Genomic DNA, 18,009 nt, shown 5'->3' on the forward strand with positions numbered 1-18,009 from the left:
TGCGCGAAGTGGTCAGCGCCACGGGAGCGAGGCGCGGTGCCGCCAGTACGCCTCCGGCTCCTCGACCAGCGCGTCCAGCCCGGCCCTGCGCTCCTCGTCGAGGTCGAGGACGGCCGCGTGGAGGTTGCCGGCGAGCTGGTTGACGGTCGCCGCTCCGGAGAGCACGACCCCGGCCCACGGCTGGTGCAGCACCAGCGCCAGGGCGACCGCGTCGCTGCCGAGCCCCTCCTCGTCGGCGATCTCCCGCATCACGGCGGGTGCCTCCGTGCCCGCGAGCCGGCCGTTGGCCATGGCTTCCTTGACGATGACGGTGAGCCCGGCGGCGTGCGCCTCGGCGAGCGCCGGTCCGGCCGAGGTCTCCAGGGCGTTGTAGGTGGCCTGGACCGTACGGAAGAGGGGTTCGCCGTCCACCGTGACGGTGAGGGCAGCCCGGATCGCCTCGGCCTGGGCCGGTCCGCTGGTGGAGAGGCCCACACTGACCCCTTCGGCGGCGAGCGCGGCGAGCCGGGCGTGCAGCTCCTTGTCGGTGAGCGCCGGGCTGTCGGGAGTCACCGAGTGGATCTGGTAGAGGTCGAGCCGGTCGCCGAGCGTGGCGCCGGTCTCGGCGCGCTGGCGCAGGAAGGTGTCGAGACCGTGGTCCTTGACCTCGTGCGCCTCGGCGTCGACGCTCCAGTCGGCGGTGTAGGTGTAGCCCCACTTGCTCCCGATGACGACGTCGCGGACCTCCGGCCGGGCGGTCAGCCACTCGCCGAGGAACTCCTCGGAGCGGCCGTAGGAGCGGGCGGCGTCGAAGTACCGGACGCCCTGCGCGTAGGCCGCGTCGAGGAGTTCGTGCGTACGGGCGCGCAGCGCGTCGACGCTGCGCTCGCCGGGCAGGTCGCGGTCGCGGTGCAGATTGATGTAGCCGGGCCTGCCGACCGCTGCCAGACCGAGCCCGATGTGGGCGGTCGGGGTGGTCGCTGTGGTCAGTCGGGCGAACGGCATCGCGGGCTCCTCGTCGTCGGCAGGAATCTCGACTACCCCCAACGTAGCCCGCGATGCCCGTCCGGCTACTTGCGTGCCGCCGCCCAGGCGTGCTGCGTGGCGAGGTCCGCCTTGACCTCGCTCAGCTGGACGGCGACCGCCGAGGGAGCGGTGCCACCGCGGCCGTTGCGGGAGGCCAGTGCACCGGCCACGTTGAGGACCGAGCGGACCTCGGGGGTGAGGTGTTCGGAGATCTTCGCGAACTGCTCGTCGGTCAGCTCGTCGAGCTCGATGCCGTGGCTCTCGCACTCCTTCACGCACTCACCGGCGACCTCGTGGGCGACGCGGAACGGCACGCCCTTCTTGACCAGCCACTCGGCGATGTCGGTGGCGAGCGAGAAGCCCGCCGGGGCCAGCTCCTCCATGCGCGCGCGGTTGACGGTGAGCGTGGCCATCATGCCGGTGAAGGCGGGGAGCAGGACCTCGAGCTGGTCGCAGGAGTCGAAGACGGGCTCCTTGTCCTCCTGGAGGTCGCGGTTGTACGCGAGGGGCAGGGCCTTGAGCGTGGCCATGAGGCCGGTGAGGTTGCCGATGAGCCGTCCCGACTTGCCCCGGGCCAGCTCGGCGATGTCGGGGTTCTTCTTCTGCGGCATGATGGACGAGCCGGTGGAGAAGGCGTCGTGCAGGGTGACGAAGGAGAACTCCTTCGTGTTCCAGATGATGATCTCCTCGGCGATCCGGGAGAGGTTGACGCCGATCATCGCGGTGATGAAAGCGAACTCGGCGACGAAGTCCCGCGAGGCCGTGCCGTCGATGGAGTTGCCCACCGAGCCGCGCTCGAACCCGAGGTCGGCGGCGACCGCCTCCGGGTCGAGCCCGAGCGAGGAACCGGCGAGTGCGCCGGAACCGTACGGGGAAACCGCGGTCCGCTCGTCCCACTGGCGCAGCCGCTCCGCGTCCCGGGACAGGGACTGCACGTGGGCCAGGACATGGTGGGCGAAGAGCACCGGCTGGGCGTGCTGGAGGTGCGTGCGGCCGGGCATGGCCACGTCCGGGTGCGCCTCGGCGAGGCCGACGAGGGCGTCCTGGAGCTCGGCGATCAGGCCGCCGATGATGCGGGCGTGGTCGCGCAGGTACATCCGGAAGAGCGTGGCGATCTGGTCGTTGCGGGACCGTCCGGCACGCAGTTTGCCGCCGAGGTCGGGGCCGAGCCGCTCCAGCAGTCCGCGCTCCAAGGCGGTGTGGACGTCCTCGTCGGCGATCGTGCCGGTGAAGGAGCCGTCCGCGACATCGGCTTCCAGCTTGTCCAGCCCGGCGGTCATCCGCTCCAGCTCGTCCTCGGTGAGCAGACCCGCCTTGTTGAGGACGCGCGCGTGGGCGCGGGAGCCGGCGATGTCGTAGGGCGCGAGCCGCCAGTCGAAGTGGACGGAGGCGGACAGCCTGGCCAGCGCCTCGGCCGGACCGTCCGCGAAGCGGGCGCCCCAGAGACGTACGTCGCCGTTGCCGTTGCCGTTGCTCACTGCGTGCTCCTCGGAAGAACCAGGGGGTTGGACGGGCGACCGTCGGCCCGCGCGAGCGCGACCCACTCGGTCACGGATGCCTGCTCACGGCGCGATCCACGGTGCAGCCTCTGCCGCAATCACTAACAGGCATAACTATGCGGTCCTCTGTATGTTTTGTCAAAGCTGACGGCCGGGACGCCGCAGCCGGAAATCCCGCAGACCCGGGCGCGCCGCCCCGGTACGGTCGGCACTCGGCAGACGAGGGGACCACGCCGAGCGCAGCACACCGGACCGGCCGCGGGTGGTTCGGGCGGCGGCGCGGCGTCTGTCGCGGGCGGCCGGGCACGTCCGTCCCACCGGCTGAAACACCCCCGCCGGGGCGGCAGTCGGCACCGATACTCGGACCATGGGAAAAACGTATGAACGCATCGACGGGCGTCTGCGCACCTTCATAGAGCAGCAGCCGGTCTTCTTCGCGGCGACCGCGCCGCTCGACGGGGAGGGCACGGTCAATCTCTCCCCCAAGGGCGTCAGCGGCTCCTTCACAGTGCTGGACGAGCAGCACGTGGCCTATCTGGACTTCGCGGGGAGCACCGCGGAGACCGTGGCGCACCTGCGCGAGAACGGGCGGATCACCCTGATGTGGTGCGCCTTCCAGGGTCCGCCGAACATCGTGCGGGTGCACGGCCGGGGCGAGCCGGTCTTCCGTGATGATCCCCGTTTCCCGGAGCTCCTCGGAAAGTTCGACGGGGTGGACCCCTCACGGCACGGGCTGCGCGCGATCATCGTGGTGATGGCCGAGCTGATCCGGGACTCGTGTGGATACGGCGTGCCCTTCATGAGCTACGACGAGGACCGCACCCTGCACGGGCAGCGCTTCGCGCGGGAGGACGACGCCTCGCTCAGCGCCTACTTCGAGAAGAAGGAGCACATCGCCACCAGCATCGACGGCCTGCCGGGGCTGCCGCTCCCGTTGCCGGTCCTGCCGCCCGTGTCCTGAGCCACTGGGCCGTACGGAGCAGGTCCGCAGGTGAGCGGAGGACGGCAGGTCTACGGTCCGGGGCATGCGCAGACTTCTGGTGACCGGTTCGGTCCTGATCGCTCTCACCGGCCTTGTCGGAGCCCGGCCCCCCACGGCGGAGCCGCTGCCCCGGCGGCTGGCCGACACGGGCGGCGGCAGCCAGCTCGTCACGGCCGAGGCGTCCGGTACCGGCTCCACCACGGGCACGGTCACGTGGTGGAGCCGGCGGGGCGGCCGCTGGACGGCGGCCGGGTCGGCGCCCGCCCGTTTCGGGGCGAACGGGCTGGCCGAGGGGGCTGCGCGCAAGCAGGGTACGAACACGACACCCACCGGCCTGTACGACCTGCCGTACGCCTTCGGGACCGAGGCGGCTCCGCCCGGGACGCGGTATCCGTACCGCCGGGCCGGCGACCGTTCGTGGTGGTGCCAGGACAATGACGCGCGCGCCTACAACCGGTGGGTGGAGCCCCGGCCGCCCGACTGCCGGGCGGCCGAGGCCGAGCACCTGATCACGTATCCGACGCAGTACGCCCGGGCCCTCGTCGTCGGGTTCAACTACCACCGGCCGGTACGGGGCCGGGGCGCCGGAATCTTCCTCCACGTCGACGGACGCGGCGCGACCGCCGGCTGCGTCTCCGTGCCGGCGGCCGCGATGGACCGGATCCTGGCCTGGGCCGATCCGGCCCGCCGGCCGCACATCGCGATCGGGACCCGCTCCGGCCCGACGGCGATCACGCGGTACTGATCCCGCCCCGGAAGCTGCGAGAAGGTCTGCGTATGCGCCCGACAGGAGCTCTTGGGGCGCCGTGTCCGGACGTCGCGCATGTCCTCGCCGCTCAGCCCCTCTGCTCCGAACCCTGCGGGGAGGGCGGCTGTCCGTGATCCACCACGGATCCGACGGGCCCCCCGGCAAGCGGCGTCGAGTCCAGATAGCGGATCTCGTAGGCGCGCTCGACGAAGCGCCAGCCGTCCGGAGTGCGTCGGTAACGATCGTGGTAGATCGCGTAATTGCGGTGTGAGGCGCCGCCCCGGATCCGGATGACCTCGGAGAGACAGGCCCGCCCGGTCGCGGTGTCTCCCGTGAGTGAGACGACGCCGGGGTGGGCCGTCTGGACGAACACGTCGAAGCCGGCCTCACGCTGCTGCCCGAGACCTCGGATCCCGTCGCGGCCGACGGCCTCGATCCCGGCGTCCGGGATGCGGACGACACCGTCCGGCACGAAGAGTGAGGCGAGCCGGTCGTGGTCGTTCATCATCGCCGCGTCCGTGAACTCCGAGCGGAGCGCCTCGATCTCGACGCGGTCCCGCAACTCGTCCGCTTCGCTCCCCGCCACGTCGCCTACGAGCCGCCCGCCGACGGCGGTGCGATCGTCGCGTGCGGCGACCAGGTCGACGACTATCTCGTCGCGATGGTGCTCTCCGAGCGCCGCCGCGACCGCGTCGGTCACCGCGGCGACGAGCCGGGCCGCGATCCGCGGACCGTCGGGCCGGGTGAACGCCTTCTCCCTGATGGCGAACGTCACGGTCGGCGCCGCCTCTTGGCACACCACCCCGCCGACGGCCCAGCGGCCGGCCGCGAGTCCCGCGAGCCGTACGACCACGAGATCGCGGGCCCCCTCCCCGTAGACGGAGGTGACCGCTCGGGTGAGCCGGGCGATGAGGTCGTTCTCGTGCCCGGCGATCTGCGACTCGAGAGCGTGGACGGTGAGGTGAGGCATGCTCGTTCGTCTCCTTCTGGTACCGATCGGTGGGGGGCGGCAGCTCAGGCGATGGACGCCGTGCGGGCACCGCGCAGAGGCGCGAGTGCCGCGGTCCAGCCGACTACGCCGTCGAGCAGTTCCTCCAGCGAGCGCGCCCGGGGCGCACTCGGAGCGAACACCCTGAAGTCCTCGAAGTCCGTGGCCAGGTGGAGAGAGACCTGGGCCGGCACGTCGGCGAGCCCGAGCAGACCGCACAGCTGCCGCAACTGGGCCGCGGACCCCGTGCCGCCGGCGGCGCCGTAGGCGACGATCCCTGCGGCCTTGTCCGCCCAGCCGGTGTGGACGAAGTCGATGGCGTTCTTGAGTGCGGCGGGGAGCTGGTTGTTGTACTCCGGCGTGACGAACACGAATCCGTCGAGCGACTCGACCGTGCGCACCCAGGCCTGTGCCCCGGGGCCTCCGGTTCCGCCCATGGCGGGTGGAACCACCTGGTCGAAGAGGGGGAGCCGGAACTCGGCGAGGTCGACGAGCTCGAACTCTGCGTCGGACCTCCGCGCCGAGACTTCATGGACCCACCCGGCCACCTGCGGGCCGATCCGTCCCGGACGAGTGCTGCCGATGACGATGCCGATCCTGGTCATGCTGCGTCCTCCTGTCGCGATTCCCTGCGTGGGCCACAGGCAGGCGGTCGTTCTCGCGGCCGTCCGCCGTGCCCACACCCGTACCGACGCGGCAGGGACCTCGATCGTCAGGAGTCGGGGCCGCGGTCGCGCCTGACATCGGCGGGGCCTGATCCGTCGTCCCTCACGGGAGGATGCGTACGTGACGACTGGAAGGCGCTGACCGAATGGACATCACAGACGGGAACGAAGACGCCTCGGCGGGTCCCGAGGACGAGCCGCTCATCTCGGAACGGCGCAGCCTCGCGAATCTCGCCTACCGGCTGCTCGGCTCGCTGACCGAGGCGGAGGACGCCGTCCAGGAGGGGTACGCCCGTTGGTTCGCACAATCCGTGGAGCGCCGGGGCGCCGTCGTGAATCCCGCGGCCTGGCTGACCACCGTCGTGAGCCGCATCTGCATGGACCAGCTCCGTTCGGCCCGGACGCGCCGGGAGCGTTACGTCGGTGAGTGGATTCCGGAGCCGGTGCCGGCACGGGCCGAGTGGAGCGGGCTCTCCGACGGATCGACGGCGGGGGATCCCGCCGACCACATCACGTTGGACGAGTCCGTCGAGATGGCGTTCCTGGTCGTGCTGGACTCGATGACGCCTGCCGAACGCGTCGCCTTCATGCTGCACGACGTGTTCCGGGTGCCGTTCAACGAGGTCGCGGAGATCGTCGGCCGCACGCCGGGAGCCTGCCGCGAGCTCGCCTCGTCGGGGCGTCGACGCGTGGCTGCCGCCCGCACCGGCGGGGCGCGGGCCCGGCAGCGTTCCGTCGTCGTGCGCGAGTTCCGGCAGGCGTGGCAGGCCAAGGACATGGACGCCCTGGTACGGCTCCTCGACCCGTCGGTCGTCGCCGTCGCCGACGGTGGCGGTCGCGCGACGGCCTCGCCGACGCCTGTCCGGGGCCACCTCCAGGTCGCGGAGTTCCTGGTGCACCTGGCGGGCCTCGCCGGCCGGCTGGAGCTCCTCGAGCGGACCGTCAACGGGCAGCCGGGCCTCGTCGCGGTGAACGGCGGTCAGGTGCTGACCGTGTACGCGTTCGACATCGAGAAGTTCCGCATCCGGCGCATCTGGGCGATTCGCAACCCGGACAAGCTGCGGCCATGGAGCCGTTGAGGGGCGTGCCGGCCTTCCGCCTGACAATTGCGGCCGCGGGGCCGTCGATCGGTCGGACCGTCGGCACGCGGTGACGCGGTGCCCGAACCGGCCGGTCCGTATCCCAGGAAAGGAAGTAGCGATGTCGTTCCACTCCCCCGCTCTGCACCTGACCGTGCGCGGCGCGGACGAGGCATCCGCCTGGTACCGCCAGGCTTTCGGAGCCCGAGAACTCACCAGGCTGGTGGTGCCCGGCGGCCGGCTGATCCACGTCCAGGTCCGCATCGGGACGATCACCCTGATGCTGGCCGATGAGTTCCCCGAGATGGATTCCTACGGGCCGCAGCATTTCGGCGGCACCTATGGCGCCCTCTACCTGCACGTCGACGATGTCGATGACGCCTGGCAGCGGGCCGTCGGTGCCGGGGCGACCGTGATTCGCCCGCTGGACGACGCCTTCTGGGGCGAGCGGGAAGGTCAGCTGCTCGACCCGTTCGGTCATCGGTGGGGGCTCACGCAGCATCTCCGTGACCTCCCGCTCTCGGAGCTCCAGGAGCTCACGACCGAAGCGTTCTCCGGCCTCGACGCAGGCTGAACCCTGCAGGGCACCCCCGGCCGTCACACAGCGTCGAGGGGCCGTCCGGCTTCCGCCGGACGGCCCCTCGACAGCATCCTCACCAGAGTTCTAGCGGTCGTTCTGCGCGAGCCGCAGCAGATGGTCGGCGAGCGCCTGTCCGCCGGCGGCGTCACGGCTGATCAGCATGAGCGTGTCGTCGCCGGCGATGGTGCCGAGGATGTCGTGCAGCTCGGCCTGGTCGATCGCGGAGGCGAGGAACTGGGCTGCGCCCGGGGGCGTGCGCAGTACGACGAGGTTGGCCGAGGCCTCCGCCGAGATCAGCAGTTCGGCGGAGAGGCGGCGCATCCGCTCCTCCTTCGCGGACCCGCCCAGTGGCGCCTGCGGGGTGCGGAACCCGCCCTCGCTCGGCACCGCGTAGATCAGCTCGCCGCCGGTGTTGCGGATCTTCACCGCACCCAGCTCGTCCAGATCGCGGGAGAGCGTCGCCTGGGTGACGCTGAGCCCGTCGTCCGCGAGGAGCTTGGCCAGCTGGCTCTGCGAGCGCACCGGCTGCCGGTTCAGGATGTCCACGATCCGGCGGTGGCGTGCGGTGCGGGTCTGCGGCACGGACGGCCCGCCGTGCTCGGAATCCTGCGCCTCGGTCATCGTCGTCGCCTCATTCTCCGGTGTGTCCCGCCCCGGATCGTCCGTCCCCGTATGCCGCGTCGAGGGCACCGGGCAGCGCCTGGAGGAACGCGTCCACCTCCGCCTCACCGATGATCAGCGGCGGCATCAGCCGTACGACATCGGGGGCGGGCGCGTTCACCAGGAGCCCGGCTCCCTGAGCCGCCTGCTGCACCTGGGGTGCGAGGGGCTCGGTGAGCACGATACCCAGCAGCAGGCCGGAGCCGCGGACGTGGGAGACCAAGGGGTGCCCCAGGCCCTCCACGCCGTCGCGGATCCGTTCGCCGAGCCGCTTCACGTTGTCCAGCACCCCGTCGGCGGCCAAGGTGTCCAGCACCGCGAGACCTGCGGCGCAGGCGACCGGGTTGCCACCGAACGTCGTGCCGTGCCCGCCGGGCGCGAGCAGGTCGGCGGCCTCGCCGAACGCCACCGTGGCACCGATCGGCAGTCCGCCGCCGAGTCCCTTGGCGAGAGTGACCAGATCGGGCTCCACGCCCTGGTGGGCCTGGTGCTCGAACCAGGTGCCGCACCGCCCGATGCCGGTCTGCACCTCGTCGAGGACGAGGAGTGTGCCGGTGGCCCGGGTGATCTCCCGGGCCGCCTCCAGGTAGCCCTTGGGCGGGACGACGACACCGTTCTCGCCCTGGATGGGCTCGATGATCAGCAGCGCGGTGTCGGTGGTCACCGCCGTCCGCAGCGCCTCGACGTCCCCGTAGGGAACATGCGTGACGTCACCGGGCAGCGGGACGAAGGCCGCGCGCTTCTTGGGCTGGCCCGTGAGCGCGAGTGCGCCCATGGTCCGGCCGTGGAAGCCGCCGTCGGTGGCGACCATGTGGGTGCGCCCGGTCAGCCGGCCGATCTTGAAGGCGGCCTCGTTCGCTTCGGCGCCCGAGTTGCAGAAGTAGACCTTTCCGGTACGGCCGAAGTGCTGGAGCAGCCGTTCGGCGAGCGCGACGGGCGGCTCGGCGATGAAGAGGTTGGAGACGTGGCCGAGAGACGCGATCTGGCTGGAGACCGCCTCGACGACCGCGGGGTGGGCGTGGCCCAGCGCGTTCACCGCGATGCCGCCCACGAAGTCGAGGTACTCGTTGCCGTCGGCGTCCCACACATGGGCGCCCTCGCCACGGACGAGGGACAGCTGCGGGGTGCCGTAGTTGTCCATCAGAGCGGACTTCCACCGCTGCGTGAGCCCGGCGTTGGTCATGCTTCCCCCTGTGCGTCGGGCACGACCATCGTGCCGATTCCTTCGTCGGTGAAGATCTCCAGCAGGATCGAGTGCTGGACCCGGCCGTCGATGACCCGGGCGGTCTCCACGCCGTTGCGCACGGCGTGCAGGCAGCCCTGCATCTTGGGCACCATGCCGCTGGAGAGTTCCGGCAGGAGCTTCTCCAGCTCGGTGGCGGTGAGGCGGCTGATCACGTCGTCGCTGTTGGGCCAGTCCTCGTACAGGCCCTCGACGTCGGTGAGCACCATCAGCGTCTCGGCGTTCAGCGCGGCAGCGAGCGCGGCGGCAGCCGTGTCGGCGTTGACGTTGTAGACGTGGTTGTCCTCCGCCGAGCGGGCGATGGAGGAGATGACCGGGATGCGGCCGTCGTCCAGCAGCGCCTGGATGGCCCCGGTGTCGATCGCGGTGATCTCGCCGACCCGGCCGATGTCGACGGCCTCGCCGTCGATCACGGGGCGGTGCTGGATGGCGGTGATCGTGTGGGCGTCCTCACCGGTCATGCCCACGGCGAGCGGCCCGTGCTGGTTGAGCAGGCCCACGAGCTCGCGCTGGACCTGTCCGGCGAGCACCATCCGCACGACGTCCATCGCCTCGGGCGTGGTGACGCGCAGTCCGGCCTTGAACTCGCTGACGAGGCCCTGTTTGTCGAGCTGGGCGCTGATCTGCGGGCCGCCGCCGTGCACGACGACGGGCTTGAGGCCGGCGTGCCGCAGGAAGACGACGTCCTGGGCGAAGGCCGCCTTCAGTTCCTCGTCGATCATGGCGTTGCCGCCGAACTTGATGACGACGGTCTTGCCGTTGTGCCGGGTCAGCCAGGGCAGCGCCTCGATGAGGATCTGCGCCTTCGGGAGTGCGGTGTGCTTCCGCGCGGCGGTCATGAGCTGTACGCGCTGTTCTCGTGGACGTAGTCCGCCGTGAGGTCGTTGGCCCAGATGACGGCCGACTCGGTGCCTGCGGCGAGGTCGGCGGTGATCTTGACCTCCCGGTAGCGCATGTCGACGAGATCGCGGTCCTCGCCGACGCCGCCGTTCTTGCAGACCCAGACGCCGTTGATGGCGACGTTCAGCTGGTCCGGCTCGAAGGCCGCCTTGGTGGTGCCGATGGCGGACAGCACCCGGCCCCAGTTCGGGTCCTCGCCGTGGATGGCGCACTTGAGGAGGTTGTTGCGGGCGATGGAGCGGCCCACCTCGACGGCGTCGTCCTCGGTCGCGGCGTTCACGACCTCGATCCGGATGTCCTTGGAGGCACCCTCGGCATCGCCGATCAGCTGCCGGGCGAGATCGTCGCAGACGGTCCGTACGGCCTCGGCGAACTCCTTCTGCTCCGGGGTGATCGCGCTGGCACCGGAGGCGAGCAGCAGCACGGTGTCGTTGGTGGACATGCAGCCGTCGGAGTCGACCCGGTCGAAGGTGGTCCGGGTGGCGTCGCGCAGCGCGGCGTCGAGCGCGGGGGCGGCGACGTCGGCGTCGGTGGTGAGGACGACGAGCATCGTGGCCAGGCCGGGAGCGAGCATGCCCGCGCCCTTGGCCATGCCGCCTACGGTCCAGCCCTCGCCGCCCGCGACGGCCGTCTTGTGGACGGTGTCGGTGGTCTTGATGGCGATGGCGGCCTTCTCGCCGCCGTGCTCGCTGAGGGCCGCCGCGGCCTTCTCGATGCCGGGCAGCAGCTTGTCCATGGGCAGCAGCAGGCCGATGAGACCGGTCGAGGCGACGGCGATCTCACCCGCGCTGTGGCCTTCGAGGACCTCCGCCGCCTTCTCGGCGGTGGCGTGGGTGTCCTGGAAGCCCTGCGGTCCCGTGCAGGCGTTGGCGCCACCGGAGTTGAGGACGACGGCGGTGACCTCGCCGCCCTTGAGCACCTGCTCCGACCAGAGGACGGGAGCAGCCTTGACACGGTTGGAGGTGAAGACGCCCGCGGCGGCGCGACGCGGACCGTTGTTGACCACGAGGGCCAGGTCCGGGTTGCCGCTCTCCTTGATTCCCGCGGCGATGCCCGCCGCGGAGAACCCCTGTGCTGCCGTGACGCTCACGGTGCCACTCCGATCGTGGAAAGTCCGGTGTCCTCGGGGAGTCCGAGGGCGATGTTCATGCTCTGCAGGGCGCCGCCCGCGGTGCCCTTGGCAAGGTTGTCGATGGCGCTGATCACGATGATCCGGCCGGCGGCCTCGTCGTACGCGACCTGGATCTGCACGGCGTTGGAGCCGTACACGGCGGCGGTCGCGGGCCACTGGCCCTCGGGGAGCAGATCGACGAACGGCTCGTCGGCGTAGGCCTTCTCGTACGCGGCGCGCAGCGACTCCGCGCTCACGCCCGGCTTCGCCTTCGCGCTGCACGTGGCGAGGATGCCGCGGGGCATCGGGGCGAGGGTCGGGGTGAAGGACACGGTGACCGGTTCACCGGCGGCGGCACTGAGGTTCTGGATCATCTCCGGCGTGTGCCGGTGGACACCGCCGACTCCGTACGGCGACATGTTGCCCATCACCTCGGATCCGAGCAGATGCGGCTTGGCCGCCTTGCCCGCGCCCGAGGTCCCGGAGGCGGCGACGATCACGGCCTCGGGCTCGGCGAGCTGGGCCGCGTACGCCGGGAAGAGCGCGAGCGACACGGCGGTGGGGTAGCAGCCGGGCACCGCGATGCGCTTGCTCCCCGCGAGCGCGGCGCGCCCGCCGGGCAGCTCGGGCAGACCGTAGGGCCAGGTCCCGGCATGCGGCGAACCGTAGAACTTCTCCCAGTCCGCGGCGTCCTCGAGCCGGAAGTCGGCCCCCATGTCGACCACGAGCACCTCGTCACCGAGCTGCTCGGCGACGGCGGCGGACTGCCCGTGGGGCAGGGCGAGGAAGACCACGTCGTGCCCGGCCAGCACCTCGGGGGTCGTCGGCTGGAGCACCCGGCCGGCCAGCGGCCGCAGGTGCGGCTGCAGGGCGCCGAGCGGCTGACCCGCGTTGGAGTTCGCTGTGAGGGCCCCGATCTCGACCTCGGGGTGGACCAGCAGAAGGCGGAGCAGTTCCCCGCCGGCGTATCCGCTCGCCCCTGCCACCGCTGCACGTACCACCATCGGAACCCTCCTCGTCGATGGCATGACTATACGCATCTCTGCACTTTTATGCAAAGAATTGCGATCATCCGGCGGAGTCCGCAGGGGCCCCGCGTTCCAGGTGCCCCTCGACGTCCTGCCGGCCTCCTGTCGCTCCGGAGGTATGACAGCACACGCCCCGCGTCTCTGGGCCGTTCGGACCAGGGGCCGGGGGGTGCGGGTGATCCGGAGGCGTGGCCCGCGGGGCGGGCGCAGGACGTCGGTCAGGGTGGGCGGCATGGCCAAGGTGAGCGGGGACGTGCCGGCCGAGCCCGGTGGGGCCGCTGAGGGGGCGGGGAGCCCGGAGCGGCTCGTGGCGTTGTCGGACGGGGTCTACGCGATCGCGATGACGCTGCTCGTGCTCGACATCACCATCCCTCCGGCGCTGGACGAAGCGGGTTTCGAGGCCGCCCTGGCCGGGGTGTGGCCGAGCCTGGGCGCGTACGCGCTCAGTTTTGCCGTACTGGCCGGCTTCTGGCGTGACCAGCGGTCGATCCTGCACCAGGTCGGCCGGTGCAGCACCCTGATGGTCCGGGTCGCCCTGGCGGGGCTGGGGCTGGTGGCGCTGCTGCCCTTCCCGACGTCGGTGCTCTCGGAGTACGGCGGAAGCTACCCGGCAGCGGTAGCCGTGTACGCGGTGACCATCGGCGGGATCGCCCTGCTGCACCTGACGCTGTTCCTCCTCGCGCGGGGCCGCCCGCACCGGACGGCGGTCCCTCTGAGCGAGCGCGCCACCTGGGACGGTGCCATCGATCTGGCCTCCATCGTCCCGGTCGCCGCCGCGTCCGTGGCCGTGGCGTACGCGGTGTCACCCCCGGCGGCGCTGTGGACCTGGCTCGCGGTGCTTCCCCTCAAGTACCTCCTGCGCCTGTTCACCTCGGCTCGCTACCGGACCTGACCCGCCGGTCCAGGGACCTCGCGTCGTTCGGCCGGGGCTGCGCGCGCGTCGGTGCGCCCGGGGCGTCCGAGCAGGGGCGTTCCCCTTGTCCCTCCGGGACGGGCGGCCCGCCGGGCGCGTCCGGCGGGCCGCCCGCGAACACCGGTGAAATCACCGATGCCGCCCGCCCCCGCGCGCCCCGACCCTGATCCGAGCAGGCATCCGCATCCCCACACCCCTGTCAGGAGTGCTCCCATGCGTCGTCGTTCACCCCGCCGCCTTCTCGGCGTTCTCGCGGCCGTCACGGTCGCGTTCACCCTGTTCGGCTCGACGTCGACGGCCGGCGCCGCCGACCGTGCGCCCGCCGCGAAGTCCGCCGCGGCCGTGACGCCCCTGTCGACCAGCACCCCGGTCGTCTTCGTCCACGGGTACACCGGCAACGCCTCCAACTGGGTGACCGCCAAGAGCGTCTTCCAGCTGAACGGCTGGTCCGGTTCCAAGCTGTTCGCCTACGAGTACAACTCGTACGGCAACAACGTCACCAACGCCCAGGGCCTGGCCGCCTTCGTCAACAACGTGAAGTCGCAGACCGGTGCGAGCAAGGTCGCGATCGTCAACCACTCGATGGGCGGCCTCGTCAGCCAGTACTACCTGAAGGTGCTGGGCGGCAACACGAGCGTCAGCCACCTGGCCTCCATCGCGGGCGCCAACCACGGAACGACCTTCGCCAGTGCCTGCCTGATCTACACGACCTGTCAGCAGATGTACCCGGGCTCGTCGTTCATCTCCCAGATCTCCTCCGGGGACGAGACGCCGGGCGACACCAGGTACGCCACCTGGTACTCGGCGTGCGACGGCGTCATCCTCCCGTACACCAGCACCAGGCTGAGCGGCGCGACGAACAACAACGTGCTCTGCCAGACCCACATCGGGTACCTGGCGGACACGGTCGTGCTGGGCCAGATCGCGCGCTTCGTCGCCTCCTGACCCCGCCGCACCGACCGGACACGTCCCGTCCCCGCCCTCGTCCGGCGACCGGGGACGAGACGCCGGCCGGTCGCGCACGGCCGGTCGGCCTCAGTGGGCGGCGGCGCCGAACCACCGGGGCAGCCGGTCGAGCAGTTCCTGCTGGTCCTCGCCGGCCCACGCCACGTGACCGTCCGGACGCAGCAGGACCGCGGCCACGTCCGCATCCTCCCCCGCGGCTCCCCCGTCGACGTCGACGACGTGGTCGACCCGGTCCGCCCATCCCGTCACCGAGAGCCGGCCCGTCCGGTCGAGGAGCAGCCCGCGCCCCTCGTGCATCAGCGAGTAGAGGCGTCGCCCGTCCCCCAGCTGCACGTCCCGCATCCGGCGGCCCAGCAGTGCGTGGCCCTCGCCGAAGTCGTAGCGGATGTCGACCGCGGTGATCATTCCGGTCACGTACCGGTTCACCTCCTCGAACCCCAGCAGCTTCGTGAACAGCGCCCGCAGCGCCGTCGCACCCGGGTCGGTCCCCAGCAGTGTGATCTGCGCGCGGGTGTTGTCGAGCACGGCGGAGCCCACCGGGTGGCGCTCGGCGTGATAGCTGTCCAGCAGACCCTCCGGTGCCCAGCCACGGACCGCGGCGGCCAGCTTCCAGCCGAGGTTGAACGCGTCCTGGACGCCGAGGTTGAGGCCCTGCCCACCCGTCGGCGGATGGATGTGCGCCGCGTCTCCGGCCAGCAGCACCCGCCCCACACGGTAGCGCTCGGCCTGGCGGGTGGCGTCACCGAAACGGGACATCCAGCGCGGCGAGTGCACACCGAAGTCGGTGCCGGCGACGGCCCGCAGCCGCTGCTTGAAGTCCTCGAGGGTCGGCGGGGTCGTACGGTCCTCGGAGACCCCGTCGGCAGGCACCACCACCCGGCACACACCGTCGACCGCGGGACCGACACCGAACCGCAGCTGTGTCTTGCGGACCTCCGCGACAACGGCGGCGATCTTCTCCGGATCCTCGGTCACCTCCATTTCCCCCAGCAGCGTCTCGACCGTGGCCGCCTCGCCGGGGAATCCGATGCCGGCCAGCTTGCGCACCGCGCTGCGGCCGCCGTCGCACCCGACGAGGTAGCGCGAGCGCAACCGCGTGCCGTCCGCCAGCTCGACGGTCACACCGGCCTCGTCCCCCTCTCCGGACTGGCTCAGCGCGACCGCTTCGCAGCCGCGCCGGATCTCGGCACCGAGTTCGGCCGCCCGCTCCTCGAGGAGCCGCTCGGTGACCGGCTGCGGAGTGGCGACACCGAACGGGTGCGCCGTGTCCAGGCCGTCCGGCCACGCCGTGGCGATGCCGCCGAAGAGACCGCCGACCTGGAACTTCTCACTCACCGCCAGGAACCGGTCCAGGAGGCCGCGCTGGTCCATCACCTCGACGCTGCGGGCGTGCAGACCCTGGCCGCGGGACTCCCCCGTCGGTCCGGTCAGCTTCTCCAGTACGACCACGTGCACGTCGTGCAGCCGCAGTTCGGCGGCGAGCATCAGACCGGTCGGTCCGCCGCCGACCACGATTACGTCAATCATCGGAACACCCATTCAGGAGATCAGCAGGTTCTGGCCGTGGCCGGTCATTCTGCGGCGCACCGGGGGCCTTGCCGCAAGGCCCCCGGTGCGCTATATCTTGAGAGTGGCAAGGAGTCGTTTCACACTCCTTGCCTTTTGTTTTTCTCTCCCGTAGGCCGCCGCCCGCGCCGAGACGGTCGGCAGGTCCGTGCTCAGTGGGCGCCGGTGACGACGCCCTCCCTCAGCTCCAGTCGGCTGCCTTCGAACCGCGCCCGCATCCGGCGGTCGTGGGTGACCAGCACCAGCGCACCGTCGTAACCGGTCAGCGCCGCCTCCAGTTCCTCCACGAGCCCGGGCGAGAGGTGGTTGGTCGGCTCGTCCAGCAGAAGCAGGTCGACCGGCTCGCTGACCAGCCGGGCGAGTTCGACGCGGCGCCGCTGACCGTACGAAAGGTCCCCGACGCGCTGCCGCAGGGCGTCCGGCTCGAACAGGCCGAGCGACAGCAGCCGGTCGGCGTGCTCGTCCCGGTCACCCGGGCGGCCCTGGGCGAACGCCGCCAGCACGCTCAGGCCCGGCGGCCACGGCGTCTCCTCCTGTCGCAGGTGTCCCACCTTCCCGGTGACGCCCACCGCCCCCGCGTCCGGCCGGAGTTCACCGGCCAGGAGGCGCAGGAGGGTGCTCTTGCCGGCCCCGTTGGGGCCGGTGACCAGCAACCGACCGGCCGGGGCGATGCGCAGGTGCGGCACCTTCAGCCGGCCCTCGACCACCACGTCGTCCAGGGCCGCGGCCGGTGTCCCGCCGGGGCCGGCCGCGGTGGCGATGCGGGCCGCGAAGGACAGCGGGTCCGGCGGCGGAGTCACCGGGTTCGCGGTGAGCCGCTCGACCCGCTCCTTCGCGTTGCGGATACGGCTCATCGCGCCGTGGGCGCGCCCCCGCGCACGGAACGCCCCGGACCCGAAGACGGCCTTCGGCATCTTGCGCGGGATGGCGTCGAGGCGGGCGACGTTGGACTCGGTGAGCCGGCGGCTGCGGTCGAGTTCCGCCCGCCATTCGTCGTACCGCTCCTGGCGCCGCCTGCGTTCGGTGGCCTTGGCGATGAGATATCCGGCGTAGCCGTTTCCGTGACGGGAGACGCGCCCGCCTTCGACCTCCAGGACCGTGGCGGTGATCCGCTCCAGGAACACCCGGTCGTGGGTGACCGCGACGACCGTTCCGCGGTGGGCCCGCAGATGGTCCTCCAGCCAGCCGACCGCCCGGTCGTCCAGGTCGTTGGTCGGCTCGTCCAGCAGCAGCAGTTCCGGGCGGGACGCGAGCGTCGCGGCCAGCGCCAGTCGCGAGCGCTCACCGCCGGAGAGCGTCCCCAGCGGCCGGTCCCGGGACAGCCACGGCAGCCCGAGGCCGTGCATCGCGCCGTCCACCCGGGTGTCGGCTCCGTAGCCGTCGCGTGCTTCGTACTGCTCGGTCAGGCGGGCGTACGCGGCGAGGGCCCGCTCGAGTTCCTGCCCGGGCGGCACTCCGGCCAGCGCGGACTCCGCCCGGCGCAGCTGTGCCTCGAGGGCACGCAGCTCCCCGAGTGCCAGGTCGACGGCGTCCTGGACCGTGTCCTGCGGGGTCAGCGCGAGGGCCTGGGCGAGATACCCCGTCCCGCCGGGTGAGACGACGGACACCTCGCCCGCGTCGGGCCGCTCCTGACCCGCGAGGAGACGGAGCAGCGTGGACTTGCCCGCCCCGTTGTCGCCGACGACGCCGGCCTTCTCACCGGGCGCGACACTGAACGAGATCTGTTGAAGCACGGTGCGCTCGCCGTAACGCTTGGTGACGCCGTGCAGAGAGAGTTGTGCTGAGTGTGCTGGGTGCATGAAGAAGCCCCTGTTCCCGGCCGTGCCGACAGAACGGATTCGAGGACGAATCGGCGCCACGACGGCGGAGCTGAGCTCTACGCGGTCGTGGGCGGGGCGATCACAGCGTTCCCATGGGGACCAAGGTACGGAGGGCCCGGCCGGCCGTCACCCGCTTTTACGGGGCAACCGCCTCCCGCCCCGGTCTCCCCGCGCGGACATGCGCATGGGTGGCCTCTGTCCCACGCGGCGGCCGCCGTGGGACGGAGACCACCCACACGGCGGTCTTCGGGTCGGG

At 71.6% G+C, this 18,009-nt stretch carries 17 protein-coding genes; 6 read left to right on the plus strand and 11 right to left on the minus strand.

What is annotated here, in order from left to right:
* Positions 1 to 12: 12 nt before the first annotated feature.
* Complete coding sequence (locus ABZ434_RS30085) at positions 13 to 984, minus strand: aldo/keto reductase (RefSeq protein ID WP_359143150.1); 972 nt, start codon at positions 982 to 984, stop codon at positions 13 to 15.
* Positions 985 to 1,049: 65 nt separating this feature from the next.
* Positions 1,050 to 2,483 carry an argininosuccinate lyase gene (gene argH, locus ABZ434_RS30090; protein ID WP_359143152.1) on the minus strand — a complete coding sequence of 478 codons (1,434 nt, stop codon included), beginning with the start codon at positions 2,481 to 2,483 and terminating at the stop codon, positions 1,050 to 1,052.
* A gap of 388 nt (positions 2,484 to 2,871) precedes the next feature.
* On the opposite strand from argH, the gene ABZ434_RS30095 reads away from it, so the two are divergent.
* Positions 2,872 to 3,465: a pyridoxamine 5'-phosphate oxidase family protein gene (locus ABZ434_RS30095; protein WP_359143154.1), complete on the plus strand. Its 594-nt coding sequence runs from the start codon at positions 2,872 to 2,874 to the stop codon at positions 3,463 to 3,465.
* 64 nt (positions 3,466 to 3,529) lie between these two features.
* Positions 3,530 to 4,231 carry a L,D-transpeptidase family protein gene (locus ABZ434_RS30100; protein WP_359143156.1) on the plus strand — a complete coding sequence of 234 codons (702 nt, stop codon included), beginning with the start codon at positions 3,530 to 3,532 and terminating at the stop codon, positions 4,229 to 4,231.
* A 91-nt stretch (positions 4,232 to 4,322) separates the two neighbouring features.
* On the opposite strand, the gene ABZ434_RS30105 is transcribed toward ABZ434_RS30100, so the two are convergent.
* Positions 4,323 to 5,204: a nuclear transport factor 2 family protein gene (locus ABZ434_RS30105; RefSeq protein WP_359143158.1), complete on the minus strand. Its 882-nt coding sequence runs from the start codon at positions 5,202 to 5,204 to the stop codon at positions 4,323 to 4,325.
* 44 nt (positions 5,205 to 5,248) lie between these two features.
* Complete coding sequence (locus ABZ434_RS30110) at positions 5,249 to 5,827, minus strand: NAD(P)H-dependent oxidoreductase (RefSeq protein WP_359143160.1); 579 nt, start codon at positions 5,825 to 5,827, stop codon at positions 5,249 to 5,251.
* A 206-nt stretch (positions 5,828 to 6,033) separates the two neighbouring features.
* On the opposite strand from ABZ434_RS30110, the gene sigJ reads away from it, so the two are divergent.
* Together sigJ and ABZ434_RS30120 are read left to right on the plus strand one after the other, a co-directional pair.
* The gene (sigJ, locus tag ABZ434_RS30115; RefSeq protein ID WP_359143162.1) at positions 6,034 to 6,966 is read left to right on the plus strand and encodes an RNA polymerase sigma factor SigJ; all 933 of its coding nucleotides are present in this window, start codon (positions 6,034 to 6,036) and stop codon (positions 6,964 to 6,966) included.
* Between the two features lie 121 nt (positions 6,967 to 7,087).
* Entirely contained in the window at positions 7,088 to 7,540 is a 453-nt protein-coding gene (locus ABZ434_RS30120; protein ID WP_359143164.1) for a VOC family protein, read from the plus strand.
* Positions 7,541 to 7,630: 90 nt separating this feature from the next.
* Here ABZ434_RS30120 and ABZ434_RS30125 read toward each other — a convergent pair whose 3' ends face one another.
* Genes ABZ434_RS30125 through argC form a run of 5 tightly spaced genes read right to left on the minus strand, consistent with a single transcriptional unit; the run spans position 7,631 to position 12,464 of the window.
* Positions 7,631 to 8,167 carry an arginine repressor gene (locus ABZ434_RS30125; protein WP_359143166.1) on the minus strand — a complete coding sequence of 179 codons (537 nt, stop codon included), beginning with the start codon at positions 8,165 to 8,167 and terminating at the stop codon, positions 7,631 to 7,633.
* A gap of 10 nt (positions 8,168 to 8,177) precedes the next feature.
* Positions 8,178 to 9,389, minus strand: a complete 1,212-nt coding sequence (locus ABZ434_RS30130) for an acetylornithine transaminase (protein ID WP_359143168.1) — start codon at positions 9,387 to 9,389, stop codon at positions 8,178 to 8,180.
* Positions 9,386 to 10,288, minus strand: a complete 903-nt coding sequence (argB, locus tag ABZ434_RS30135; protein ID WP_359143170.1) for an acetylglutamate kinase — start codon at positions 10,286 to 10,288, stop codon at positions 9,386 to 9,388. Before argB ends, ABZ434_RS30130 begins: the two co-directional genes overlap by 4 nt.
* Positions 10,285 to 11,439 (minus strand): bifunctional glutamate N-acetyltransferase/amino-acid acetyltransferase ArgJ, encoded by a 1,155-nt coding sequence (gene argJ / locus ABZ434_RS30140; RefSeq protein WP_359143172.1) that lies wholly within the window; start codon positions 11,437 to 11,439, stop codon positions 10,285 to 10,287. The genes argB and argJ overlap by 4 nt, the downstream gene beginning before the upstream one ends.
* Entirely contained in the window at positions 11,436 to 12,464 is a 1,029-nt protein-coding gene (argC, locus tag ABZ434_RS30145; protein ID WP_359143174.1) for an N-acetyl-gamma-glutamyl-phosphate reductase, read from the minus strand. The genes argJ and argC overlap by 4 nt, the downstream gene beginning before the upstream one ends.
* Positions 12,465 to 12,720: 256 nt before the next feature.
* On the opposite strand from argC, the gene ABZ434_RS30150 reads away from it, so the two are divergent.
* Positions 12,721 to 13,380 carry a TMEM175 family protein gene (locus ABZ434_RS30150; RefSeq protein WP_359143175.1) on the plus strand — a complete coding sequence of 220 codons (660 nt, stop codon included), beginning with the start codon at positions 12,721 to 12,723 and terminating at the stop codon, positions 13,378 to 13,380.
* Between the two features lie 234 nt (positions 13,381 to 13,614).
* A complete protein-coding gene (locus tag ABZ434_RS30155; protein ID WP_359143177.1) occupies positions 13,615 to 14,346 on the plus strand; it encodes an alpha/beta fold hydrolase in 732 nt (243 codons plus the stop codon).
* A 90-nt stretch (positions 14,347 to 14,436) separates the two neighbouring features.
* Here ABZ434_RS30155 and rox read toward each other — a convergent pair whose 3' ends face one another.
* Both rox and ABZ434_RS30165 read right to left on the minus strand, forming a co-directional pair.
* Positions 14,437 to 15,894, minus strand: coding sequence for a rifampin monooxygenase (gene rox / locus ABZ434_RS30160; RefSeq protein WP_359143179.1), 1,458 nt, complete (start codon positions 15,892 to 15,894; stop codon positions 14,437 to 14,439).
* A 191-nt stretch (positions 15,895 to 16,085) separates the two neighbouring features.
* Complete coding sequence (locus ABZ434_RS30165) at positions 16,086 to 17,732, minus strand: TlrC/CarA/OleB/SrmB family ABC-F type ribosomal protection protein (protein WP_359143181.1); 1,647 nt, start codon at positions 17,730 to 17,732, stop codon at positions 16,086 to 16,088.
* Between the last annotated feature and the right edge of the window lie 277 nt (positions 17,733 to 18,009).

This window comes from Streptomyces sp. NPDC005761 (assembly GCF_040630635.1).
GTDB lineage: Bacteria > Actinomycetota > Actinomycetes > Streptomycetales > Streptomycetaceae > Streptomyces.